The sequence below is a fragment of the Ancylomarina sp. YFZ004 genome, assembly GCF_054254355.1.
This window is the reverse complement of sequence record NZ_JBTCHQ010000019.1, coordinates 13,213-39,269: the sequence shown is the minus strand read 5'-3', so window position 1 is coordinate 39,269 and position 26,057 is coordinate 13,213. Positions and strand designations below refer to the sequence as shown.

Below are 26,057 nucleotides of genomic sequence, written 5' to 3'. Positions count from 1 at the left end.
CCTTTTTTCACTAAGAAAATCCCGCAAACGAATGCAATTTAAAATGGATAGCCAATACCGATATTATAGGTTAGCTGAGAGAACTTAAATGTTCTATTTCCAATAATCCATCGCTTATCCCCAGCCAATGATGGATCTCTTAATTTAAGTCCCAAATCTAATCTAAAAAGAATAAAATTTAAGTCAACACGAGCTCCAACACCAGTTCCTAAAGCAACCTCTTTATAGAAATTTTTAATATCAAATATAGCTCCCGGACGATTATCTTTAGATGAGATCGCCCAAATATTTCCAGCGTCTAAAAACATTGCACCTTCAAATTTCCAAATTAATTTAAAACGGTATTCTAAATTCGCCTCCAATTTTAAATCGGCAGTATTGTTTGGATAGATTGCCTCATCGTTGGAATAAGAACCTGGTCCGAGAGATCGAACTTGCCAGGCACGAAGGCCATTGGCTCCACCCGAAAAGTAACTTTTCTCAAAAGGTAATACCTCAAGATTGCCATAGGCATATCCCAAGCCCATAAAAAAACGTCCAACAAATGTATTAGCCTTGTTCAAATGCCAATTGTATCGATAATCGATATCAATTTTCATATATTGCGCATAGCGAATCCCCAGTAAATCATAATAAGTCCCTTCTAATTCCCCTTTATCATTAAAGTCGTTATTCTTTGTTGAACCGACCAGTTGATCAATAGTTTTCAGGGTATTTCCAGCAGTCTCGAAACCAAAACGTAAATAAGTATAGTTACTAAGTTTATTGAGGTTTTGATTATTATAAATGAAAGAATATCGGGTTGTAGATATTACGTGATCAGTGAAGGAATTGGCGATATACAAATTATTAATATCATTAATAAAATCATCACTCAGATTCTTCACCTCAACAAAACTCAACTCAATCAAATTAAGATTATGAGTCAAATATCGCGATGATTTCCAATTATAACCAAAACTAGCATCAACCTGTGTTCTAGTATAATCAGGCCGTTCTTGATAACTATAAGCTAAAGATAGTCTTGTTTTTGGATTGTATTTCTTTTTAAAACGATTGGCGTTAAGAAAAGGTAACAAAAACTTAGGTGTATTTAAACTTATTTCACCACCATACTCTTTTGAAAAGAAATTTTTATTGTCGCTTGACTTTACCGTCTCTGTTGCATTAGACAGACGGATATCTAAGATTTCAGCACCACGTAACAGATTCTTATGCTGGTAATTAACTTTCCCAGCGAAACCGATATTACCCGAAGAGTTGGTTCCTTCAAGCTCAACCGTATAAGCTTGTCTCTTATGAGGTGATAGTTGAATAAAACAATTCAAACTGCCTTCAAATTCATTTTCAGCTTCAGTATCAACTTCGAATCTAATATTTACGAATTTATATTGATTTAAGGCCTGAAGTCGTCTATAAGAATATTCTACTTTCGATAAATCATATAGACTGCCTGGTTGAAATCCCAATGAATTTATAATAACATCTGGTTTTATATTCAGTTTCTTTGTATAGATAAATTGGCATTTTTCATGATTCAATGTATCAAGCTTACTTAGATATATTGAGTCATTCAATAAAACAGGCTTGGGATCGTAATCAGAATTAACGATGATAGATCTAATGCGGTACTTACGCTCAACATTGGAAGCCTGCGGTTTCTTAATCCCAATAAAAACATCCATCTGATGATCCTTACCTACACTATCCATCATAAAATGAATGTACTCCTTAGAAAAGTTGAAGTAACCCTTATTCTTCATCAACTTTGAAATACGTGCACGTTCTTTTCCCAAAATATCAGAATCTACGTTCTGCCCCGTTTTAATTTCACTATTTACAGAATCAGAAACCAAATATTGCCTAATCAGCGAACTATCACTTATTTCCTTAAGATTCTGATAGGATGATATAAAATTACGAGGTAGATCAGCTTTTTCATCGTAGACATTTCTAAATCGATAAGGTACCCCGGCTGTAATTTTGAATTTTAGCTTCGCCTTTTTTCTTCTAAAAATAACGGTATCTTCAATTGTTGCATTGTAGTATCCCTTTTTTCTCAAATATATCCCTAGTTGAATTTTTGATCTTTGAGTTTGATAATCTTCATAGATAACAGGTTCTTCTCCAATTCGGCTTAACCACTTATTAATACCTTTCTTCTTATTTTTCCCAGAAAGATTATATAAGCCCAAATGGAATTTCCAGATACCCAGAATTTTAATGTTCGGTTGTTGTTTAATATTTTGATTGAGTTCGCTTGATGAAATATGTTTATTATCAACCTTAACACTCACCTTACTTAAAAGATATTCATTATCCCCCACATACTTAGTCGTAGAACAAGACACGGTCCCCATAATTAAAAATATGGCGAAGATTAAGGATAGAAAAAAATAACTATTTTTGTATTTATGATTAGGTTTCAAGTAGTGTATTGTATTAGTAGTTATTAATTTTACAAAGATACTTATCTTCAAGAACATTTTAGCCTGATTAATATTTCAAAGTTAAAAATTCAATTCAATTATTGTGCTTTCAAAAAATCAGATCAAACTCATTAGTAGTTTACAGAAAAAGAAATTTAGAGATCAACATCAGCTTTTTGTTGCTGAAGGCTATAAATTGATCACTGATCTACTGGAATCTAAACTAGAAACCAAGTATATCATTCACACGAAAAATGCGAATACCAATGATCTTATAAAGCACAACAAAAATATTGAACTTATTGAATGTGATGCTTCTGATCTAAAAAAAATCAGCAGTTTGAAGACACCCTCAGATATCATTGGGGTTTTTAAAATTCCTAATACAGACTTTGACAAAAATGATATTAAGCATTCCTTGTCTATCTTGCTTGATGATGTTCAAGATCCTGGAAATTTAGGCACAATTATTAGAATTGCCGATTGGTTTGGTATTAATCACATTTTCTGTTCCAGAAATACAGTCGACTTATATAATCCGAAAGTCATTCAAGCGACCATGGGAGCATTAGCTCGTGTGAAAATTATTTATACCGATTTACCACCGCTTGTCGATGAATTCGTTTCGCCAAATTTCCCCGTTTATGGAACTTTTCTTGAAGGTGAAACAATCTATAAGAGTGAACTAAGTACGCAAGGTTTTATTATTATGGGTAATGAAGGGAAAGGTATCTCTCCTGCATTAAAACCACTTGTCAGCAAAAAGCTATTCATACCCAATTTCCCAAGCGATCAAGCAACCTCTGAATCCTTGAACGTTTCAGTTGCCTGTTCTATTGTTTGCTCCGAATTTAGAAGACGTCAGCTTTAAAATAAATAAAACTCTCAGATACAAAAAATGCAGTCTATATTAAAGACTGCATTTTTTTGTTTCCTATATTTAAGTTCATTTATTCTTTCCAGAATGAAGGCGAGAATAATACCAAAACAGTAAAGAGTTCTAGTCGTCCCAAAAGCATTAAGAAAGAAAGGAACCATTTCGCAAAGTTTGGCAATTTTGAGAAGTTTTCCATCGGGCCTATCTCACTAAAGCCAGGACCAATATTACCTAATGTGGTTGCCACAGCACTTAAGGCTGAGAAAATATCTGCACTCCAAAAAGACATCACCACAGTTGAAAACATGAAGATGATGATATAGAAAACAAAAAAGGCAAGGATATTTGTTACAGTACGGTCATCAACAACTCGTTGGTTGTATCGTGTTGGAATAACGGCATTGGGATGAATCAATCGCTTTAGTTCGTAGAAACTGTTCTTGAATAAAAGTAATATTCTCACGACTTTCACACCACCTCCTGTAGAACCTGCAGAACCACCCACAAACATCAATACAAAAATTAGCATACCTAAGAAAGGCATCCACAACAAATAGTCAGCTGTTGCATAACCCGTTGTTGTAATAATAGAAACAACCGTAAATAGGGCATCACGAAAAGCCTGCTCATACCCCATATTAGACGTTACAATGATTCCTGCAGTGATTATAGAAGTGAATAATAAAATCACAAGAGAATAAAAACGAAATTCTTCATCTTTAAACAGCTTATGAAAGCGCCCTGTAACGACAGCATATGATAAAGTGAAATTTGTTCCGGCAATAAACATGAAAGCTATAATGACATATTGCAAATAAGCTGAATCAAAATAACCCACACTGGCTTGCTTAGTCGAATAACCACCCGTTGCCATTGTTGTTAAAGAATGATTAATGGCATCGAAAAATGTCATGCCACCAAACATTAATAAAACACATTCAATTGCTGTAAAAGAAGCATATAAACCCCAAAGATTACGAGCGGTTTCTTTTATTCTTGGAGTCAACTTATCAGGAGCAGGACCTGGAACTTCGGCGCAAAAAAGCTCACGTCCACCAATACCCAGAGTTGGTAGAATAGCTAAGAACATGACAATAATTCCCATTCCTCCAAGCCACTGAGTTAATGATCGCCAAAATAAAATGCCATGTGGCAATTCCTCTATATTATTCAAAATAGAAGAACCCGTAGTCGTAAAACCAGACATGGTTTCAAAAAAAGCATCGGTTACCGATGGTATAAATCCACTAAACAAATAGGGTAAACAACCGAAAATAGAGAATACAACCCACACGAGGCTCACAATAATGTAGCCTTCACGCTTTCCCATGTCTTTTTTAACACCCTTCGAAGATAAATAACTCAATGCTCCCACAGCAAATGTGATAAGACCAGAGTACAGAAAAGCCTTTGTATCAGATTCTTGATAAATAAGAGAAATCAATAAAGAGAGAAAAAGGAAGACACTTTCCCCAACGAGTAGTTTTCCTAGGATGTTGAATATTATTTTTTTTCTAATCACAGTTCAAACTTAAATTCTATTTCAAATATCAAACTATTTAAAAATCTTTTCAACTTTCTTGATGGCTGAAGGCAAAGTAAAGACCACAACTTGGTCGCCTGCCTGAATCTGAGTATCTCCCATTGCAATAATGCCTTGGTCACCCCGGATAATACCTCCAATATTAGCATCCTCCGGAAAGTCAATATCTTTCAACTTACCCATTGTAATTTTGGAATTAGGCTGAACAACGAGTTCAATAACCTCGGCATCTGAGACAGTTAGCCATTTGCAATGCTGAACATCAGCATCCATGGTAAATCGATAAATATAACTGGCAGCTAAAAGCTTTTTATTAATCATGGCACCAACACCAATGCTATCTGCCAAATCGATATAATCGATATTTTCAACTTCAGCAATAGTACGTTTTACGCCCATTTTACTAGCCAACAAGCAAGCCAGTATATTGGTCTCCGAGTTTCCGGTTACGGCAACAAAAGCATCCATTTTCTGAATTCCTTCTTCTCGCAACAAATCCATATCACGACCATCACCATTAATAACCAGGGTTTTTTCGAGTGCATCGGCCAACTTGATGCTTTTGTTCTTATCAATTTCAAGCAACTTAAGATCTAAAGTCTGCTCAAGTTCACTAGCCGTTTTAAAACCAATACGACTACCGCCTAAAATCATTGCTTTTTTAATCTTATAATTCTCTTTTCCTGCAAGGCTCATCACTTTATCGATACTCTCAGCTTTACTGATTACAAAAACCAAGTCGCCTCTCGTAAATCGATTATGACCGCGTGGAATAATGGTTAATCCATCACGCTTAATAGCCACAGCTCTATAATCATTATCGCCAGTCAATTGTGAAACCTCAGCTAAGGTTTTATCCATAATCACAGACTTACTGCTTATTTTAATACCATACAGCAATAATTTACCACCTGAAAACTCGTACATCTGACGCGTTCCAGAACGTGATAGATAATTGATGACTTCTTTTGCAGCCAATCGTTCAGGATAAACGAATTCATCTATTCCTAAACTCTTTAGAAATTCCTTATTTTCCGGGATTAAGTATTCTTGATTGTCAATACGTGCAATAGTACGTTTTGCTCCAAGTTTCTTAGCAAGTAGACTCGAAATGATATTAGTCTCTTCAGATTGTGTTACAGCTATAAAGAGATCAGCTTTCTTAACGTTAGCCTCTTTTAGATCTTTAATAGAGGAACTTGACCCAACAATAGTTAACAGATCCATATGAGAATCTATCAGCTTTAATTTTTCTTCATCACTATCAATCAAAACAATATCATGATCCTGATGACTTAGCATTTTTGCCAGGTGAGTTCCTACTGCGCCTGCTCCAGCAATTACAATCTTCATAACGGTATTTAATTTGAACTTCTTCGATCAAGGAGTCATTATTTATATGAATTGATCAAAAACGAAACGGCAAAATAAAACATTATCATTTAAATATACAGCATAATATGCAAAAATAATATCTTTCAAAATTATGCTAGCTATTGGAACACGATTTTTCAGAAGAAACTATCTGAAAATGAACTGACTATTAATAATTTATAAAGCGAATATTATACACTTAGAATTATCAATCTACACTCAAAGGAATACAAAACGAACCCTTTATGCGTGTGTCCCATATTCGTGTATTGGAATCATCAGGCGATTTCCTATCTTTTTGAGGATAATTACTCGCATCCCTAACAAGAGCTTTCCCTTTAAATTCTTTGGTAAGTTTCTCATACCCATTGGCATTATTTCTTAGAATCAGGTAATCCACTTTTAAATCTTTCACATTCTCTTTAAGTGCTGAATTACCTACTATTGCAATCGTTTTATCATTTAAAACACGAAGCTCATTTTCTTTTAGAAGTTCATATGAATAATGCTTCACCCCTTTTGCCATAGCATAAGGATAAAGCAAACGATTCTTCTGCTTTTCAGTAAGAATTGTATCACTCAAGACTAAAATATTCTGACCATCTCTAATGCATATTAGAGATTGTTTATGAACATTAAACACAAGTAATTCACTCGATTGACTTCTATCCAGATCAGAAATATGTATAAGCTGAAAGGCTATTAAGAAAATGACACTCGCAAAAAGAGCTTTCTTACTTTTTCCAAAAACACTGAATGCTAAGCCAATAATTAAACAGTAGAGAAACACAACTTGCAATGATGTAAATGTGATTCTTTCAACTAAGGCACCTGGCAAAGCTTGAATTTGATAAATCAAGCCATGAATAAGCTCTACAAAATGCTGTAGCAGATAAGTGAACCACTTAGTAAGAAGTTCGATGTCGGAGAAAATAAGCAATAGAGCTGAACCATAAATTAATAATCCAGCAACGGGGATAATCACAAAATTCGATAGAAAAAAGTAGGCTGGAAACTGATGAAAATAATAGATAGCTAGAGGAAATGTTCCAATTTGTGCGGCTAAAGAGACTGTGAATAATCGCCATGACCAACGCAAAACAAAAGAATTTACCTTAATCATATTTTCAAATTTGGGTTGAAAAAAAACAATACTTACTACAGCTAAGTATGAAAACTGAAAACCGACGTTGAATAAAACAAAAGGATCAATCAGAAGTAATAATAGAGCTGATATGGACAAGGAATTATAAATGGTTCCCTTTCGATTAATCATGAGTGCAATAGCTAGAATTGAAAACATACTTGCAGCTCGCATTACCGATGGAGACAAACCTGTTAATAAAGCATATGACCACAAACAAGCTAGGAGTATCACGCCTCGAATAAAACGTCCAAGCATAGAACCTGCTAGAAAACTAAGCAAAAATTGCATCACGCCAAATATGATTCCGACATGCAGTCCCGAAACAGCTAGTACATGAGTTGCCCCAGCAGCCGACCAAACTGATTTAACATCTTCAGAAACTTCTTCCCGAGCACCTAAAGTAAGAGCAGCTAAAATCTCATAGGCTTCATTCTTCAAGCCAGCCTTTTTATAGATATTTAAAAGCCTCTGTCTCCATGCAACTGCTATATGCTTAAAACTAAAGCTTTTATTTTTCTCGATCAACTTCCAGGATGAACCTCTCACATAGGTCGAATATAAAATATAACGATGTTGTAAATATTTCGCGTAGTCGAATTCGTTGGGATTACCATTATTCTTAACTCTCTCGAGCTTTGACGACACCAAAATTTCATCGCCAGCTTCTAATTCTCTGGATAAGGAATCTTTAGCTAGATATAATAGAACTTGTACATTCGTATTTTCCCATCTATCTTTATTGTAAACCTCTTTTAGTTCTATAACACAAGCCATCGATTTGGCTTTTTCATCTGGACTCCTTTTTAAGTTTCCCTTAAAAGCTGTAATTGAATCAACAGATGATAAAGTCATTCTTGCATTGGAATGATAGACTCTTATATATCCAGAACCTATAACGAAAAGAAAAATGAAGATGCCATAAATAAAGCTGTAAGCATATGATTTTCTGAAAAAAGGAAGCGATTGAAAAATAAGAAGTGAAAGAAACGAGAGGGAAATTAAGCTATATATCAGCCAATTATCCACAACAAAAAACTCAGACAAAACGATGCCTAAAGTGAAAGGCAATAGTAGTCGAATAAAAGGCACTGTGTGTAGGAATTCCCTGAAATACATCTTACTAATCTATATTTAAAGAAATATTAAATTAGTAAAGCAAGTTGATTAAATCAAAAAAAAAATCCTCTTACTCAGAAGAGTAAGAGGATTTTCAATTTTATATTAAGCGCATTTCCTTAGGAATCTAAGTTCTGCTATCTTATTATTTTGCTAGATTAAATCGATATTTAGCGTCGAATTTACCTTTAGAGATACCTGTCAGCTTCGATTTTAAAAGACGCTTGCGAAGTGGCGAACAATGGTCAGTGAACATGATACCTTCTAGGTGATCGTACTCGTGCTGAATAACGCGAGCAGCAAAACCAGAATATTCTTCCTCATGAAACGCCCAATTCTCATCGTAATACTCAATTTTGATGCTTTCAGGTCGAGTCACATCTTCATTTAAGCCAGGAATACTCAAACAACCTTCAGACATACTCCACTCCTCGCCATTACGTTCTGTAATCTGAGCATTGATAAACATCTTCTTGAAACCTTCTAATTCAGGCTCTTCATCTTCAAAATTTGAGCAATCGAGCACAAACATACGAATTGATCGTCCTACTTGTGGAGCTGCTAAACCAACACCATCAGCAAAATACATGGTTTGCCACATATCTGCCATAAATTTCTCCAAATTTGGATAATCCTTATCAATATCCTTTGCTACTTTTCGTAAAACTGGATGCCCGTAAATTGTAATGGGTAAAATCATTCTTTATTGCTTAAATCAACTGAGCGAAGTCAATTGGTAATTTATTAAAACATGTTTCTTTTGGCTTCCATATACGACTGTAGTATAATGGTTGCACTAATTTTATCGATAACCGCCTTATCTCTTCTCTGCTTCTTGGTCATTCCACCATCAATCATCGTTTGAAAAGCAATTTTAGATGTAAAACGTTCATCAACCATTTCGATAGGCATATCTGGGAATCGCTTCTTCAATTGCCCAAGAAAAGGTCTCAAATATTTCATCGATTCGCTATCCTCGTTATTCAATTGCTTTGGATAGCCTACGACAATACACTCAACCTCTTCGGTCTCCATATACTTTTGAATGTAATCCAAAACATCTTTGGCATGAACCGTATCCAATCCATTTGCAATAATTTGCATCGGGTCACTTACAGCTAATCCCACTCGTTTTCTACCGTAATCTATAGCTAAAAGTCGTGCCAAGGTTCGTATCTTTTTTTATTTGATGGGCAAAGATAGAAAAACTTAATGGAAGCGTAAACTCAAAGACTTTATAATCGCATTATTACCTTAATTTAGACCATAATGCAAAGATTCTCAATTGATGGTATAATCAGAATATAAAACACAGTCTTATGTTTAGTAATAGTTGGATCGATGTATTTACCTACTCATAATGCTGTTTCACCGATAATCCAATCAACTTCAACGACTTATTTTTTTTGTATATTACTTCCTATTACTTTTGCTCCAGATTACAAGATGACAACTAAGAAAACCAATTTAAATTTCTAAATGTATTTAAACATGAAGAACAAGATTATTCTAATCATTTTACTATTCACTTCTATTGCTGGTTTTGCTCAGCAACAGAAAGATTACCATATCGCAATACTAGGCGATAAGCTTATTCCTGAAACAGATCAAATTCTCATTCAACTTAAAGATGAGATTAAGTCGGTTGTTGGTCAATCAGCGAATATCGTATTCAAAGATTCGTTCGTTCTATTGAATGATTTGAATCTTGATAAAGCCAAAAGCAATTACGAAAACATGGTTCAATCAGACGATGTTGATCTAATCCTCTCTTTTGGATCAGTCAACAACTATGTGATTGCTAAGAACAAAGCATTTCCAAAGCCAGTTATTCTTTTTGGCGTTATCAACGACGATTTCATCACTTTTCCTGAAGGACAGCTTAGTTCTAACATTCCTAACCTGACTTATATACTCACTCCCAAATCGTATAAAAGAGATTTGTTGCAGTTTAAGGAAATATTCCCTTTTAAGAAGATTGGAATTATAGTTGACGATTACTTAACTAAAATACATCCGGTTAAGGAAACCATAGATGAAATATTTAAAACGATAGAAGCTGAGTATGTTCTTATCACGATCAATCAAGCTAATGATATTGATGGTAAATTAAAATCACTTGATGCGGTTTACCTATCTGGCGGACTGTTTTTCAGTAAAGACGAGCAAGCACGTTTGGTTAATAAGATTAACGAACGAAAACTGCCTAGCTTCACCTCTATCGATGAACACTTTTCTGATTATGGCGTTCTTTTAACCTCTCAGCCCATAAATAATCTGGATCAATTTTTCAGACGGATTGCGTTGAATATTGAATCGGCTGTGCATGGAGATAATTTAGCTCAGCTTCCTATTTATATGGATATAGAGGCAAAACTGTCACTAAATATAGAAACGGCTTTTCAAATTAACTTCCCTCTTAAATACAGTTTCCTTTTAAGAACTAATATTGTGGGGAACGCGAATCAAATCTCTTTTCAAAAGCAATATACACTTCATGAGGTTCTGGAGCAGGTACTGGATCAGAATTTGAACCTAAAAGCAGAACAGAAAAACATCGAACTGGCTAATCAAGAAGTTAAGCTATCGAAGAGTGAATACCTGCCAGATTTATCAACGTCCTTTAGTGGTGCATATTTGGATCCTGAACTTGCAAAAGTTTCAAATGGATCGAATCCTGAATACAGCACATCGGGGAATATAAAATTTGAACAGCTAATTTTCTCTGAACAAGCCAGTGCCAATATCAAAATTCAAAAAGAATTGAAGAAGGCTACTAAGGAAAGCTACAATTCGAAAGAGAAAGATGCCATCTTAAATGCGGGAGTAGCCTATTACAATTCTTTAATTTCTAAAGCTAATTTTTTAATAAACGATGAGAATTTAAGAGTTACACGTCAGAATTATGAGATTGCTCAGCAAAAATTTGATGCAGGACAAACAGGAAAATCTGATGTTTTGAGATGGAAAAGTGAATTGGCAATGGCAACACAAAATATTGTCAACAGCTATACACAACTCAATCAGTCTTTCAATGAGCTGAATCAAATTCTAAACAACCCTATAGGACTAAAAATTGATGTTCTCAATGAAGATTTTAAGAATTCTGGTGATAAAGGTGATTTCAAGTTTTTTAATATGCTTGATGATCCATTCTTAAGAGAGAAATTCACTCGTATTGTCGAAGAAAAAGCCATTGAGAATGCTCACGAGTTAAAATCATTGCAACACAATATCAGCGCAAGCAAACGAACTGCAATGCTTTACCAAAGAAGCAAGTTTCTACCAACAATTGGTTTGCAAGGGCAATACAACCATACATTTAGTCGAGATGGTGAGGGGAGCAAATACCCAACAGGTTTTACAGGTTCTCCTGATGGCTACTATAATGTTGGTGTACAGGTGAGTCTTCCAATTTTTCAAAAGAACCAAAGAAATATAAACCGACAAAAATCGTTTATACAACGCGACCAATTAAATATTCAGAGAGATGATGCCATTGTATCTATCAAAAGAAATATCAATGATATTATCCTGTCTATCGTTAGTCAGTTTTCAAATATAGAGTTATCAAAGGTTTCAACCGAGGCTGCCAAAGAGAGTTTGGAATTAATGCAAGTTTCCTATTCAAATGGAGCAATTGGCATTACATCCCTAATCGATTCTCAGCAAGCTTATTTTCAGGCTCAGCAACAACAAGCCAATGCGGATTATAATTTTCAACTGAGCATTTTGCAACTCGAACGAATCATGTCGTATTTCTTTACGCTACATTCCGAAGAAGAAAATCAAATCTTCATTAATCAGGTTAGAAAGCAAATTGTTCAAAACTAAAAATCACATTTCCACCTTATAAATATTAAGCATATGCGATCTATATATTATACATTAATTTTATCAATAGTCATGCTTGGGTCGGCTTGTTCGGACAAGAAAGAGCCAGTACAAAAAGAAAAATTACGCCCCGTTAAGTATGCCGAAATTAGTTATTCGGGTATCGGACAAGTTAGATCATTCAACGGAACGGCTAGATCTGACAAAGAAATCAACTTAAGCTTTAGAACCAGTGGTATCCTAACAACCTTGAATATTTCAGCTGGTCAGAAAGTTACAAAAGGTGATCTATTGGCTCAAATCGATAACTCTGAAGCACGTTTATCTTTAGAGCAATCTATCTCTTCTTTGAATAGTGCCAAATCAAATCTAAACACCAGCACATCGACCTTAGATCGTACCAAGACTCTTTTTGAAAAGGGATCAGCCTCTTTAAGTGACTACGAGAATGCGAAATCATCCTTTGCATCGGCGAAAGCTGATTTTGAATCGAAAAAACGTAGCGTAGAAATCCAGAAAAAACAAGTTGGTTATGGTATTATCTACGCACCTGCCAGTGGTATTATAGCTTCAAAAAATGTGGAGAACAATGAGAATGTTAGCTCGGGAAGCGTTATCGCTATTTTAAATGCAGGAAGCTTTATGGAAATCAGCTTAGGAATGCCTGAAAATGTGATTAACCGTGTGCATAAAGGCATGAAAGTTACTGCAAAATTCCCAGCTCTTCAGGGTAAAAGCTACGAAGGTGTTGTTAAAGAAATTGCGCCGTCAATCGAAAGTGGATCGGCTACTTACCCGGTTAGAATTAAACTTCTGGGTCATAACTCTGAAGTCAAGTCAGGAATGGCTGCCAATATCACTTTTACATTTCCAAAGACAGATAATCAAGAAGTGTTGATCGTTCCAATTTCGGCTGTAGGGGAAGATAGTAAAGGGAACTTCGTTTACCTTATCGAGAAGCAGAGCGAATCAATTGGATTAATTAAAAAGCAACACTTTACCATAGGCGAATTATCGCCTGTAGGTTTCGAGATTGTAAAAGGATTAAAATCGGGACAAACGGTGGCAACAGCAGGTTTACAAACCTTGCTTGACGGACAAAAAGTTAGCCTTAAATAATATCAACACTTTAAATCAGCAAATATGAATCTTACAAAATTCGCAATTGAAAAAAGTCGAATTACATTCACACTGCTTGCTGTAGTGGTGATAATGGGACTAACGCTATACAAATCTTTACCTCGAGATAGTATGCCGCCTTACACGGTAAGGGTTGCAACAATTATCTCTTCGTTTCCAGGAGCCAGCCCCGAGCGAGTTGAGCTTTTAGTTACCGATAAAATAGAGAAAAAAGCACAGGAAATTCCAGAAGTAAAAGAAATAAACAGTACCTCACGAACAGGCTTATCTATTGTTTCGGTTACTCTAAAAGATAAAGTTTCACCTGAAGAACTGCAAAGTATTTGGGATAATTTAAGACGCAAACTTAATGGCATTAAAGGTCTACCAAAGGGCGTAAATCCAAACTTAAATGATGACGATGTTGGGGTCGTATACGGTATCATTGTTGGCCTAATAAGCGATGGCTATTCTTATACCGAAATGAAAGACTATGCTGACGATCTTCGCGATGACTTAATCAAGCTGGAGGATGCCGCAAAAGTCGAGTTTGGTGGTGTTCAGGAAGAGCGTATTTTTATCGAATTCGACGAAGCACAGCTTAAAGAATATGGACTAACCTCGACGAGTCTGCAGAATACCATTGCATCGACCAATATTTTAGATTCGGGTGGAGAAGTTAATCTTGAAGATGAAAAAATTATTCTTGAGCCAACAGGTAATTACGACTCTCTTGAAGATATTCAGAACACCTTAATTCCAATTGGGGATGGTAAGCAAGTTGTGCAGCTTCGAGATATTACCACTATTCGAAAAGGCTATGTTGAGCCAGCAACTTCTATTGTTCACGTTAATGGCCAGCCAGCTATTTCCATGTCAATATCGCTTATCGATGGGGCAAACATTATAAAACTTGGAGAAGAGGTTGATAAAGTCATGTCTAAATGGAATAAGAAATTACCAATTGGATTAGAAATACAACGTCTTTCGTCCTTAGATACTTTTGTAGACAAAAGCATTGGTAGTTTTATTGGCAACTTGATGCAATCTATCGTGATTGTATTGCTTGTAATGCTGATGTTTTTAGGACTTAGAACAGGACTTATTGTAGCCAGTTTGATTCCTATTGTTACCATCGCAACATTGATGTTGATGGGACTTATCAATATGGGCTTAAATCAGGTTACTTTAGCTGCTCTTATTATGGCATTAGGAATGATGGTAGATAATGCCATTGTGGTTTCCGAATCTATAATGGTTAAAATGGAGAAAGGAGCCTCTGCTAAAGATGCAGCCGTTTCTTCATGTACAGAGCTCATCATTCCACTTTTAATTTCAACTTTAACCACATCAGCTGCCTTTTTATCATTCTACCTAGCCGAATCAGTTATGGGAGATATTATGGGACCTATTTTCGTGGTGATTACTTTAGCTTTGGTTTCTTCATGGATTATTTCATTAACCGTCATCACCATGATGTGTTTCTTTTTCCTTAAAGTGAAGCCGAAAACTGAAAGCAAACCAGCTCTTGTAGATCGTATGTTCGATGCCTTAAAGGTTTACTACAAATCTCTTATTATGATTGTGCTTGCGTATAAGCGCTCAGTAATCGTCGGAATTTTCGCTCTTTTCTTTTTATCTCTTTTTGGATTTGGAATGGTTCCATTCATGTTTTTCCCAGATAGTGATCGTAATATGATCACCATCGATATCAATCTGCCTTTGGGAACTAAGATTGAAAAAACAGAGAATGTTGTAGAAGAAATTGAAGATTTCATTGCTGATAAACTATTGGTAAACGATAGCAGAACCGACGGCATCTCTGATTGGTCATCTTATATCGGACAAGGACCTAACTCTTACGATTTAGGATACTCACAAGATGAAGCCAACTCAAGTTATGCCCATATTCTTGTCAACACGAGTTCTTTTGAAATGAATAATGAATTGATCACGCGCTTGGACGAATATTGCTTTTCTAAGTTCCCCAATGCCGATATTAAAGTTGGTCCTTTGGGAGCTGGTGGTGGTGGAACACCTATCGAGATTAAGGTTTCAGGACAAAATCCAGATATTCTTTCTGAATTATCAGAACAGATTAAATCGAAATTGTCTACCATTAATGGAACCAAGAATGTGAAGGACGATTGGGGACCAAAAACCAAGAAGTTCATTATCGATATAAACCAGAACAATGCACAAATTGCAGGTATTACCAATCAGGATATAGCCACTTCACTGAAAACAGTATTGGATGGTTTCCAAACAGGAGAATACCGTGAGGATGATAAAAACATTCCTATTCTTTTGAGAGGATTCGATAGCCAGCAGCAAAGCTACGAGTCCATTGAAACGATGAATGTTTTTTCTCAACAATCGGGAAGATCAGTACCCTTATCTCAGGTTGCGAACATTATTCCGCAATGGCAGTACGCAAAAATTAAGCGCCTCGATCTTATTCGAAGTGTTAATGTTTCCAGTGAGCTGAATGTTACGGGGAACGCCTCTGAAATAATGAATGAATTGACACCTTGGCTCGAAGAGCAAACTGCAAATTGGCCTGAGGGTTACATCTACACATTAGGCGGTGATAGCAAAAGTACAGCAGATAATATGGGTGCTGTAATTGCCTATTTGCCTTTATCAGCATTCATTATTTTGCTTCTACTGATTATACAATTCAACTCGTTCCGTAAAACATTAATGGTGGTTAGTACCATTCCATTGGGAGTAATCGGTGTGGTTATTGGCTTAATTGTTCTTAGATCTTACTTTGGATTTATGGCTTTCCTTGGAATTATTTCCCTTGCCGGAATTGTCATTAACAATGCCATTGTCCTCATCGACAGAATAGAAATTGAGATTAATGAATTGAAACGATCAGCTCAGGATGCAGTAATTGCAGCTTGTCTGCAGCGTTTCCGACCTATTTTATTGACAACATTTACAACCTCACTCGGTTTAATACCACTTTACTTAGGTGGTGGGTTAATGTGGGAACCTATGGCCGCTTCAATTATGGTGGGTCTATTGTTTGGAACTATAATCACACTGGTGTTTATCCCAGCTTTCTATAGTATTCTCTACAAGGTTCACTACTCCGATTATAAATTCAACGAGGCCTTATTAAAAGATTAATCCACTAATAAAAATGAGGTAGCTGAATTCTAAGCTACCTCAACAACACAAACAAATGACTAAAAATACGCTTAAGCTAACATTGGCAATAATCTTTGCCTTTGTGATTTCGAGTGCACAAGCACAAATGGAGAAAGAAGATTTGGCTCTTGATTATTCATATATTGGAAGTGGAGACGCTGATGAATCAAATGCCATATCTTTTAATAAGTTCATAGCCAAAGGGACTGCTTACCGAAAAGTAACAAAAAATAGATCTCTGTATTTTCATACAGTCTCTTATGCCAACATCAATATTAATTATTCTGATGCCTTAAATATTGCAACAGAGTTGGAACACTTTCATTCCTTTAGTTATTCTATTGGAGCAAGTATTCCACTGAAGAACAAATGGAGATTAACGGCTATTTTCTCGCCTACGCTGGCTTCAAATTTTGAGGGGAATGTCCAATTTAGCGATCTGCAATATTTAGGAATCGTTTTCTTTGGCAAAGCAATCAACCAATCGAAAAGTCTTTATTTAAATATTGGTGCCATGTATTCAAACACATTGGGTAGCCCAACACCACTACCCTATTTCAGTTTGACTTGGAGTCCTAGTAAGAAATTCAAATACGAATTAGGATTCCCTAATACAGGCGTTACTTATAAGGCGAATGAGAAATTATCTTTTGGTAGCAAACTCTTTATTACTGGAGATAATCTAACATTGGGCGACAATTTAACTTACCAGAATAAAACAACACCTATCGACAATATCAGGTTATCAAATTTCGGTTGGGGATTGGATGTGAAAAAGAGATTTAACAAGCACATCAGCCTTAAAGTGGCAGGTGGTTACACTTTCTCTCGTAAATTCGAATTTAATGATGGAAGTAAAGTGCTTCAGGATTTTAAATTGGATAATAATTTTTATACCAACATTGGGCTTTCAATTTCATTTTAAGAAGCTATTCATATATGTCATTTAAATTTCACGCAAAGCACGCAGAGAAAAATTACAAGAACGCAAAGACAAAGTAATCAAGCCATATACTTTTGCGTCCCGAAAATTTTCGGGATTAGCGTAAATCTTTGAATGCTTTATGTGAAATTTTGTGTTTAAACAGCCCATCAGTTCAATCATAAAATGTAAGTTTGTATTTAGTTTACCCGATCCATCTCGCACGCTAGCCCGTATTTCAAAAGTAAAGAATGATTAGAATCAGTTCCCAAAATAAGAAAATCATCAAGGATTTTTTAATCATCGATTTGGTGTGGATTATAGGTTTCCATTTCTTTACTTTCCTTCAACTCATCGAGATAGACAGCGATATTCAAATTCCAAGAGATCTTCTTCTTCAAAAAATAAAGGGTTTCAATCTACTTTTCAGCAGTCTGGTTTTGGGTACACTCTTTGGTTTTATCAATCTTTACATTCAACGCAACACCGATCGACTCCGATCAAAATCATATGGTTATATCATCGTCACCTACTCGGTGGTGCACATCATTCTTGTTTTCACAGTTCTCACCATTATAGCCATACTATCAGTATTCATTTTCTCTGAAACAGTAAATAGGAATAACTTTGAACGAATTGCAGATTTTTTTCTATCGAGAAACCTGCTAAGCATTCTGGTTTACACCTACATCTTAAGTGTCTGCATTTTTCTGGTTAAAATTATCAACAAAAAACTGGGCGAAGGGGTTTTATGGAATCTGATTATGGGTAAGTACCGCCAGCCCAAAGAAGATAGCTTACTCTTTCTTTTTATCGATTTAAAATCGTCGACCACCTATGCCGAATTATTGGGACATCGAAAATACAGCGAACTGATTCAAGATTGCTTTTCGGATCTCACTCCTGCCGTTTCAGCTTGTAATGCCAAAATATATCAATACGTAGGAGACGAAGCCGTACTCAGTTGGAAATACGAAAATGGCATTGAACAGGCCGATTGCGTTCGCTTCTTTTTCCATTTCAAATCCATACTCAAGGCTCGCTCGAATTATTATCATGAAACCTATGGCTTTGTACCCGAATTTAAAGCAGGGATACATGGCGGGGAAATAATGGTGGCCGAAGTTGGCTATCTAAAACGATCTATAGCCTACCATGGTGATGCCATTAACACGGCGGCTCGCATACAAGGCCAATGCAATAGTTTCGAACGCGACATTCTACTTTCTGAAAAAGTGGTGAAGGATATCCTAAAAACCAATCAAGCTGATTTCATCGAATTGGAGAACATTCAACTTAAAGGCAAAAAGGAAAAAGTGAAGCTCTTTAGTATCGATCAGTTTAGCTTAGAGAACAATTCATAAAGTAATAGATATATAATCCACAACTCATTTCATTGGATACCCCATTCTAGTCTCTCCTTTTATCAAGACACATTTCTCAAGTTTTAACAGCTCAATAACAAACTTTACTTCTCATTATCATTCAATTGCCGTATATTTAAGACTTCAATATCTTTATATATACTAGAATGAGATTCAGCATACAACTATTCCTATTTATCGGACTTCTTTTGATGACTAAACCTGGGTCTGCACAAGAAATTAAGACTTACAATTTCGATGAGCTTGAGCCCATTTTCCATTATCAAAACGATACCACCTACGTGATTAACTTTTGGGCCATGTGGTGTAAACCTTGCGTTGAGGAACTCCCACACTTCGAAGCTATTCGTAAAAACTATAGCGATAAAAAAGTAAAGGTCATTTTAGTGAGTCTCGATTTTGGCAATAATGTAGAAGATCGATTAAACAATTTTATTAAGCGTAAAAAGATCAATTCCAATGTCCTAATTCTGGACGATCCCGATGCCGATAGCTGGATAAATAAGATAGCCGAAAAATGGGATGGCGCACTTCCTGCCACAGTCATTTACAAGAAAGAACAGAGAGAAGTTTTCACTCGCCAAGTTACATACGAAGAACTAGCTGAGTCAATCGATAAAATGAATCATCAATCAAATTAAAAATCAGACAAGATTTCAGACGCTGATTAAATATGATTTTTCATGATAAAAAAAACAACTATTTAAGTCTCGCACAAAATCATAATAGATCATTAAAATCTGTGTCTAAACTATATTATTTACACTAAGCACAAACAAATTAAAATTGAGCATTATGAAGAAAATAATCATTCTGGGCCTATTCATATTGGCCACAATTGGCCTAAGCGCACAATCTTATCAGGTTGGCGACAAGGCAGCAGATTTTAAACTGAAAAATGTAGATGGGAAGTATGTCTCTCTTTCCGATTATAAGAATGCTAAAGGCTTTATTGTGATATTCACTTGCAACCATTGTCCTTATTCGGTGGCCTATGAGGATCGAATTATAGAGCTTGATAAAAAATACAAAGCGAAAGGTTTTCCTGTGATTGCCATCAACCCCAACGACCCTGAAATATTTGAGAGCGACTCGTTCGATAACATGATTAAACGATCAAACAAAAAAGGTTTCACCTTCCCTTATTTGCTTGATGAAAAGCAAGACGTGTATAGACGATTTGGTGCAACAAAAACCCCTCACGTTTTTATTCTCAGCACAAAAGATGCGAAACATACCGTAGAATATATTGGGGCTATCGACAACAATTACAAAGATGCATCGCAAGCAACAAAGCATTATATTGCTGATGCGGTTGATGCCTTACTCAAAAATAAAAAGCTGGCGGTTACCAATACGAAAGCTATTGGTTGCAGTATTAAATCGAAATAATTAATAAAAATAAAGTATAAATCTTTACGGATAAGATAAGCCAGACTCTATGAGTTTGGCTTTTTTTAATCACATAAGATCTTAATTGAATAGAACATCCCAAGAGAATGGAGCTCTCGCAAGCTGCAAATGAGACGATCCCGAGAGAATGGAGCCCTCGTAAGCTGCAAACGAGACGATCCCCGCTAGGGCGAACTTGTAGCTCGTGCTCTGCGAATGCAGTCCCGCTGCCGCACGAAACGAAGTTCGACGAAGTCAATCTATCGTGTGGTTTCTACATCCCACATACCCTTTTTAAAATATTTAATTCTCTTAACTCTCTCTTATTAATATTTATAATTCGTTTTCTACAGCAATTCTTTAAATTAACACACGATAGAATCGTGCGGCAAAAGCGTTTCAACTTTATAAGCAAAAAACGCTGTCAGCTGCAAGCAGGCTGACAGGTTTAATATGACCACAGACCTGTCAGGTCTCGTTTATTAAATACGTTTAAACAAAAAAAAAGGAACCGTTTCGGGTTCCTTTCTGTATTTTATTAAAGCTTTTGCTCTATGCCTCGTTGGTCGTAATCACAAAAACAATGAGAGGTTCGTCGGTCGTATTCTGCACCGAGTGAAAGCCATCTTTGCTGACTGCCGTGATGTTTCCTTTAGTTATTTTGTGGGTTCTTACTTGGCCATCAGCACCGGCTTTATCGGCATACTCGCCTTCGCCATGCATCACCACATAAAGCTCCTCTTCGCCTCTTGGTCCATGATCGTGAAATCCAGCCTGATCGTGCTTGTTAAAAAAGACCATGAAACAACCAATCCGGTTATTGATCAACTCATCCACATCGAACATTTGCAAAAGGTAAACAATGCCATTACCACCATACATTGGCTGGCGGATATCAACACGAACTACCGAACGTTTATCCTTTCCAAAAGGAATAACACTTAAATCGATGTAATGAGACACCCTCTCTATAACTTGATTGGCTTCGAGAATTTGCATACTTTCTTCGTTTTGTTTCGTATCGTTTATTACTTCTTTACAGATATCAAATGAATATCGAAAATCAAGACAGAACCACCTGGAATACTTCTTGTATCATAATTTCCATAGCCTAAATGAGCAGGAACCAAAAGTGTTCCTTTTCCGCCTTCTTTAAAATAAGTGATTCCTTCGGTCCATCCTTTTATAACTCTTTTCAATGGAAATGAAATACCTCTCTCACTACTCTCGTCGAAAACTTCTCCATTTAAATAAGATCCAATATAGGCTACCTGAACAGTTGATGCACTTGTAGGTTGAACGCCCTCTCCTGCCTCATCGACGGTATAATACAAGCCCGACTCACACTTTATTGCTTCCAGTTTATTGGTTTTTATATAATCTGTAATCTGTTTCTCATTTATAGTCGAGTAATCTTTTGCTGGCCCGCTTGAACATGAAACTAAAAAGGCACATACGATGGCTAATAAGCTATACTTCATTTTTATCAGTTTTTATTGAAAAGCAAATATAGTAAAATGTGGGCATGTTGGCTATCGTTCATGTCATTGCTCCGCTAGCTCGTGCTCTGTGAATGCAGTCCCGCTGCCGCACGATTCTATCGTGTGGTTTCTACATCCTACATATCCTTTTTATAATATTTAATTCTCTTAAATCTCTCTTATTAATATATATAATTCGTTTTCTACAGCAATTCTTTTAATTACCACACGATAGAATCGTGCGGCAGCAGCGTTTGAACTTTCTAAGCAATAAACGCTGTCAGTTGCATCCCGAAGTATCGGGACTGGCAGGTTTAAACGATTTGCTCTTACAAAAACACAAGGGTAAAAGACTATACCTGTGACTATTGGTGACTTTCGAGCAATAACCATACTATATAACTAGTAACTATTACTATATTTATAGTATTAATTACTATAAACATAGTATGATTTAAAAATAATCGATTACATTTGGAGTATAAATTAATAATCGAAAACACTATGGACGTAAAATCATTGACAAAAGCAGAAGAACAAATCATGCAAATTATCTGGAAATTGCGCGAAGCTATTGTTAAGGATATATTGGCACAATTTGAAGGAACTAAGCCTGCCTATACGACTATAGCAACCGTTTTGATCGTATTAGAAAAAAAAGGTTTTGTTTCGCATCGTAAAATTGGAAACTCTAAACTATTTACGCCCGCCATAAGCAAAGCTGAGTATACCAAATTTCAGTTTAGCTCTTTATTGGGAAACTATTTTGGCGGATCGTTCCCTAAAATGGCTAGCTTTTTTGCTCAAGAAAACGATATGGACATTTCCGACTTGGAAAAAGTTCTGAAAGAAGCAGAGAAGGAAATGAAGAAAGATCAAGAAAAAATTTAGAAAGATGGAAGTATTATTAGATATATTAATTCGAGCTTCAATCAGTATAGCTGTATTCTATGCACTGTACTGGCTGCTTTTAAGGCAATCTACTCACTTTACTGCGAATCGTCTTTTCCTACTGATAAGCCTAATCATTTCAGTCGTACTAGCAGCGGTTCCTGTTCAATATCAAGTATTAATCCCAGCTCCTTCATCACCCGTTTTGAGTGAATACAATGGGGTTTTTAATCGCGATATTGCAAACACGACCACCGATGTTCAAAATTCAAATGGCATGGGCTTATTTGGTGTTTTGCTCATTATTTATAGCATTGGAGCTGCGATTGTATTGCTACGCTTGCTTATACAATGCAGAAAACCAATACTGATTATTAGCAAATCGAAACCTAAAAAAATTTACGATTGTTTGATTCACGAAAACAAGGTATTCAATTCACCCTTTTCGTTTTTCAATCGCATATTAATCAATCCTGAATATTTTCAGCAGGACGAAATATATGACATATTAACTCATGAAAAAGTGCACATTCAGGAGCGTCATTGGATCGATCTGTTCATTATAGAGCTGTTAACAGTCTTTTTCTGGTTCAATCCATTTATATGGTTCTTTGAACGAGCAATTAAACAAAACCATGAATACCTGGCCGACGAAGGTGTATTATCCCGGGGCCACTCACCTGTCAGGTATCAGGCATTATTAATTAACCGGCTAATGGGGACACAAGTAATTGGTTTGGCCAATCACTTTAGTTCGTCCCTCGGCCTAACCCGATTTAAGATGATGACAAAAGAAAAAACAGCGAAACGTAAATTGTTTCGAATGATATGGGGCGTACCTGTATTGGCACTTCTATTAATGGCTTTTGCTAAACCCGAATACAGCGTTAAAACAGATAAAGAAATACAAATAGCAGTAAATGATATTAAGTTATCAGCTAAAAACACACCTGTTAAGATAAAGGGTACAGTAAAAGATGACAAAGGAAACCTGATGCATGGTGCTTCTGTTATACTTCGAGGTACTACAACGGGAACTGTTGCTGATAAAGATGGGACTTATGAAATTGAACTACCTAAAGAAGGCGAATTTGTCTTGATCGCTTCATATGTAGGTTATGAATCAGTTGTTAACACTATTTCAATAAAATCAACAACACCTACCGAATGGAAACATGATTTCATTATGGAACGTGAAGTGATTGGAATTTCTATAGATTTAAAGGATGCAGGTGATGTTCCACCACCACCGCCACCAGTTCCTGCTCCTGAATTTGACAAAAACTCAGATAAACCTGTTTTTATTATTGTTGAGGATATGCCAGAATACAAGCAAGGCTTTTACGGCTTATCGCAGTATGTAAAAAAACAAAAAAGCAAGCTCCAGAATAAATTTGGTAAAGACTTAAATGGCAAAGCAACCGTAGGATTTACTGTTGATGCAAATGGTAAAGTAAGCAATATTCAAATTCTTGATAAAAGCAATGATATCGTTGCGAAAGCTGCTAAAATAATTGCAAGTGGAATGGAAAATTGGAAACCAGGATCGCAACGAGGAAAGAAAGTTTCTGTTGATTTTGCATTGGAATTAGAGTTCTAAGCAAACTTCGATACAAGACTAACAAAATAAGTGCTGTTACTCCTTTCAAAAGGAGTAGCAGCACTTATTTTTTTTAACAAGCCCCATACTATGCTTGAATTAAACGTTCCAATTTCTCTTTTAATTGAGCTTCTGGAATTACGCCCATTGACTTCTCAAGGACTTCCGATTTTTTGATAAAAAGCAAGGTTGGAATACTTCCGATACCATACTTTGTTCTCAAGTCTGGGAATTTATGAACATCCACTTTTTGAATATCTACTCTTCCTTCGTACTCACCAGCCAATTTTTCCACTGTTGGCATTAAAGCCTGACAAGGAGGACACGTGTCAGCATAAAAATCTAACATGATTGCTTTGTCTTCTTTCAATAAGTTCTCTAATTCTTTGGCACTTTCTATTGTTCTCATATTTCAAGTTTTTAATTTTATTCTTTAATTATCTAACAATACAAAGATGAAGAGAATCTAAAGTTTAGTAGTTGGCTAAAATTCCCGAAGACTTGACAATTATTCCTTTCTATTTCATAACAACTAAATTTTAAACGAATGTGTTGGTGATTCATCGGATTCCTCTAAAAAGAGAGAATTTTGCAAAACTTAAGATGGCGTCAGAACTTTTATTAAATTTAAACTTCAAGTCAAACCACTGTAACCGACTAAAAGCTACTACCAATATGAAAAAGATACGACTCATTTTAAGTTTGCTTACAATTTTCAGTTCCGTATTCTCACAAAACAATTCGGAGACTTTCCCTGAATTAAAAGGTCCTTATATGGGACAAAAGCTACCTGGATTAAGTCCTGAGCTTTTTGCACCAAATATTATATCCAATGGATTGGCAAATCGAGATGTTGCCATATCTCCTGATGGGAAAGAGATGTATTTTACCCTGCACACAGCTAAGTTTCAATATGCCATAATCGTTTGTTCCAAACTGGTAAATGGCAGTTGGACACGTCCTGAAATTGTACCCTTCGCATGCGATTCGCGCTATAAATATTTAGAACCTGCTTTAAGCTACGATGGTCAGAAACTATTCTTCGTATCGGACCAACCCAATGATGGAAGCGACAAACCTGTAGCCGAAGATATTTGGGTGGTTGACAGAAAGAACGACACATGGGGAGAACCTTATAATATTGGTGCACCCGTAAATTACGAAGGAGGAGATTTTTTCCCATCACTAACAAAAGATGGCACGCTTTACTTCACCAGAAACGAACTGGAAGGACGAGTTAGTAATATTTACAGATCTCGCCTTGTGGATGGCAAGTATAGCAGCCCTGAGAAATTACCAGCACAGATTAATTGCGGTACGACTCGTTTTAATGCCTATGTTTCTCCCGACGAAAGCTTTGTGGTTGTGCCTGCTGTGGGTGTTGAAAAAGATTACAGAGGCGTGCACTACTATATTGTTTTTAGAAACGATGATGATACTTGGCAGGAACCTCTTGCATTAAGCTCTGAGATTAATACGCCAAAGGGAACAGGCTGGTCATTCTATATTTCTCCTGATATGAAGTATATCTTCTATATGGCAACAAAGCCACTGGCTAAGAAAAATCATCCAGAAACTTTAAGTGTGGACTTTCTACATCAATTCTCCGAAATGCCTCAAAATGGGAATTCAGATATTTATTGGGTAGACGCTAAAATTATAGAGGACTTAAGACCTTAGGCTAAAAAATAGCTGTCTCAAATCTATTTCCCCCCGCTAGCGCGAGCTTGTAGCTCGTGCTCTGCGAATGCAGTACCCGCTGCCGCACGATTCTATCGTGTGGTTTCT

At 36.1% G+C, this 26,057-nt stretch carries 20 protein-coding genes; 11 read left to right on the top strand and 9 right to left on the bottom strand.

Translation table 11 applies throughout. The annotated features are described in order from the left end of the window. Positions 1-38: 38 nt before the first annotated feature. Entirely contained in the window at positions 39-2,360 is a 2,322-nt protein-coding gene (gene tamL / locus ACXR6G_RS19545; protein ID WP_458363138.1) for a translocation and assembly module lipoprotein TamL, read from the bottom strand. A gap of 172 nt (positions 2,361-2,532) precedes the next feature. On the opposite strand from tamL, the gene ACXR6G_RS19540 reads away from it, so the two are divergent. Then, on the top strand, positions 2,533-3,300 hold the full coding sequence (locus ACXR6G_RS19540; RefSeq protein ID WP_458363137.1) for a TrmH family RNA methyltransferase: 768 nt from the start codon (positions 2,533-2,535) through the stop codon (positions 3,298-3,300). 79 nt (positions 3,301-3,379) lie between these two features. On the opposite strand, the gene ACXR6G_RS19535 is transcribed toward ACXR6G_RS19540, so the two are convergent. The 5 genes from ACXR6G_RS19535 to ruvX form a co-directional block, all read right to left on the bottom strand. Continuing rightward, positions 3,380-4,828, bottom strand: a complete 1,449-nt coding sequence (locus ACXR6G_RS19535; protein WP_458363136.1) for a TrkH family potassium uptake protein — start codon at positions 4,826-4,828, stop codon at positions 3,380-3,382. A gap of 33 nt (positions 4,829-4,861) precedes the next feature. After that, entirely contained in the window at positions 4,862-6,202 is a 1,341-nt protein-coding gene (gene trkA / locus ACXR6G_RS19530; RefSeq protein WP_458363135.1) for a Trk system potassium transporter TrkA, read from the bottom strand. A gap of 229 nt (positions 6,203-6,431) precedes the next feature. Beyond that, complete coding sequence (locus ACXR6G_RS19525; protein WP_458363134.1) at positions 6,432-8,486, bottom strand: ComEC/Rec2 family competence protein; 2,055 nt, start codon at positions 8,484-8,486, stop codon at positions 6,432-6,434. 145 nt (positions 8,487-8,631) lie between these two features. Beyond that, the gene (gene def, locus ACXR6G_RS19520; RefSeq protein WP_458363133.1) at positions 8,632-9,186 is read right to left on the bottom strand and encodes a peptide deformylase; all 555 of its coding nucleotides are present in this window, start codon (positions 9,184-9,186) and stop codon (positions 8,632-8,634) included. Between the two features lie 44 nt (positions 9,187-9,230). After that, positions 9,231-9,653, bottom strand: a complete 423-nt coding sequence (gene ruvX / locus ACXR6G_RS19515) for a Holliday junction resolvase RuvX (protein ID WP_458363132.1) — start codon at positions 9,651-9,653, stop codon at positions 9,231-9,233. A gap of 324 nt (positions 9,654-9,977) precedes the next feature. Here ruvX and ACXR6G_RS19510 point away from each other — a divergent pair, with 324 nt between their 5' ends. The 7 genes from ACXR6G_RS19510 (at position 9,978) to ACXR6G_RS19480 (ending at position 20,297) form a co-directional block, all read left to right on the top strand. After that, the gene (locus ACXR6G_RS19510; protein WP_458363131.1) at positions 9,978-12,320 is read left to right on the top strand and encodes a TolC family protein; all 2,343 of its coding nucleotides are present in this window, start codon (positions 9,978-9,980) and stop codon (positions 12,318-12,320) included. Positions 12,321-12,353: 33 nt separating this feature from the next. After that, a complete protein-coding gene (locus ACXR6G_RS19505; RefSeq protein WP_458363130.1) occupies positions 12,354-13,439 on the top strand; it encodes an efflux RND transporter periplasmic adaptor subunit in 1,086 nt (361 codons plus the stop codon). Between the two features lie 24 nt (positions 13,440-13,463). After that, complete coding sequence (locus ACXR6G_RS19500) at positions 13,464-16,577, top strand: efflux RND transporter permease subunit (RefSeq protein WP_458363129.1); 3,114 nt, start codon at positions 13,464-13,466, stop codon at positions 16,575-16,577. A 55-nt stretch (positions 16,578-16,632) separates the two neighbouring features. Beyond that, positions 16,633-17,523: a DUF6268 family outer membrane beta-barrel protein gene (locus tag ACXR6G_RS19495; RefSeq protein ID WP_458363128.1), complete on the top strand. Its 891-nt coding sequence runs from the start codon at positions 16,633-16,635 to the stop codon at positions 17,521-17,523. Positions 17,524-17,771: 248 nt separating this feature from the next. Further along, positions 17,772-18,884: an adenylate/guanylate cyclase domain-containing protein gene (locus tag ACXR6G_RS19490; RefSeq protein ID WP_458363127.1), complete on the top strand. Its 1,113-nt coding sequence runs from the start codon at positions 17,772-17,774 to the stop codon at positions 18,882-18,884. 167 nt (positions 18,885-19,051) lie between these two features. Further along, positions 19,052-19,546, top strand: coding sequence for a TlpA disulfide reductase family protein (locus tag ACXR6G_RS19485; RefSeq protein WP_458363126.1), 495 nt, complete (start codon positions 19,052-19,054; stop codon positions 19,544-19,546). Positions 19,547-19,700: 154 nt separating this feature from the next. Next, on the top strand, positions 19,701-20,297 hold the full coding sequence (locus tag ACXR6G_RS19480) for a thioredoxin family protein (RefSeq protein ID WP_458363125.1): 597 nt from the start codon (positions 19,701-19,703) through the stop codon (positions 20,295-20,297). A 552-nt stretch (positions 20,298-20,849) separates the two neighbouring features. On the opposite strand, the gene ACXR6G_RS19475 is transcribed toward ACXR6G_RS19480, so the two are convergent. Beyond that, positions 20,850-21,296, bottom strand: a complete 447-nt coding sequence (locus ACXR6G_RS19475; RefSeq protein ID WP_458363124.1) for a hypothetical protein — start codon at positions 21,294-21,296, stop codon at positions 20,850-20,852. Positions 21,297-21,325: 29 nt separating this feature from the next. Next, positions 21,326-21,778 (bottom strand): FKBP-type peptidyl-prolyl cis-trans isomerase, encoded by a 453-nt coding sequence (locus ACXR6G_RS19470; protein WP_458363123.1) that lies wholly within the window; start codon positions 21,776-21,778, stop codon positions 21,326-21,328. A 504-nt stretch (positions 21,779-22,282) separates the two neighbouring features. On the opposite strand from ACXR6G_RS19470, the gene ACXR6G_RS19465 reads away from it, so the two are divergent. Beyond that, complete coding sequence (locus ACXR6G_RS19465; protein WP_458363122.1) at positions 22,283-22,669, top strand: BlaI/MecI/CopY family transcriptional regulator; 387 nt, start codon at positions 22,283-22,285, stop codon at positions 22,667-22,669. A 4-nt stretch (positions 22,670-22,673) separates the two neighbouring features. Further along, complete coding sequence (locus tag ACXR6G_RS19460) at positions 22,674-24,269, top strand: M56 family metallopeptidase (protein ID WP_458363121.1); 1,596 nt, start codon at positions 22,674-22,676, stop codon at positions 24,267-24,269. An 88-nt stretch (positions 24,270-24,357) separates the two neighbouring features. Here ACXR6G_RS19460 and ACXR6G_RS19455 read toward each other — a convergent pair whose 3' ends face one another. Continuing rightward, positions 24,358-24,678 (bottom strand): thioredoxin family protein, encoded by a 321-nt coding sequence (locus tag ACXR6G_RS19455; protein ID WP_458363120.1) that lies wholly within the window; start codon positions 24,676-24,678, stop codon positions 24,358-24,360. Between the two features lie 266 nt (positions 24,679-24,944). On the opposite strand from ACXR6G_RS19455, the gene ACXR6G_RS19450 reads away from it, so the two are divergent. After that, on the top strand, positions 24,945-25,949 hold the full coding sequence (locus tag ACXR6G_RS19450) for a TolB family protein (RefSeq protein WP_458363119.1): 1,005 nt from the start codon (positions 24,945-24,947) through the stop codon (positions 25,947-25,949). Positions 25,950-26,057 lie beyond the last annotated feature (108 nt).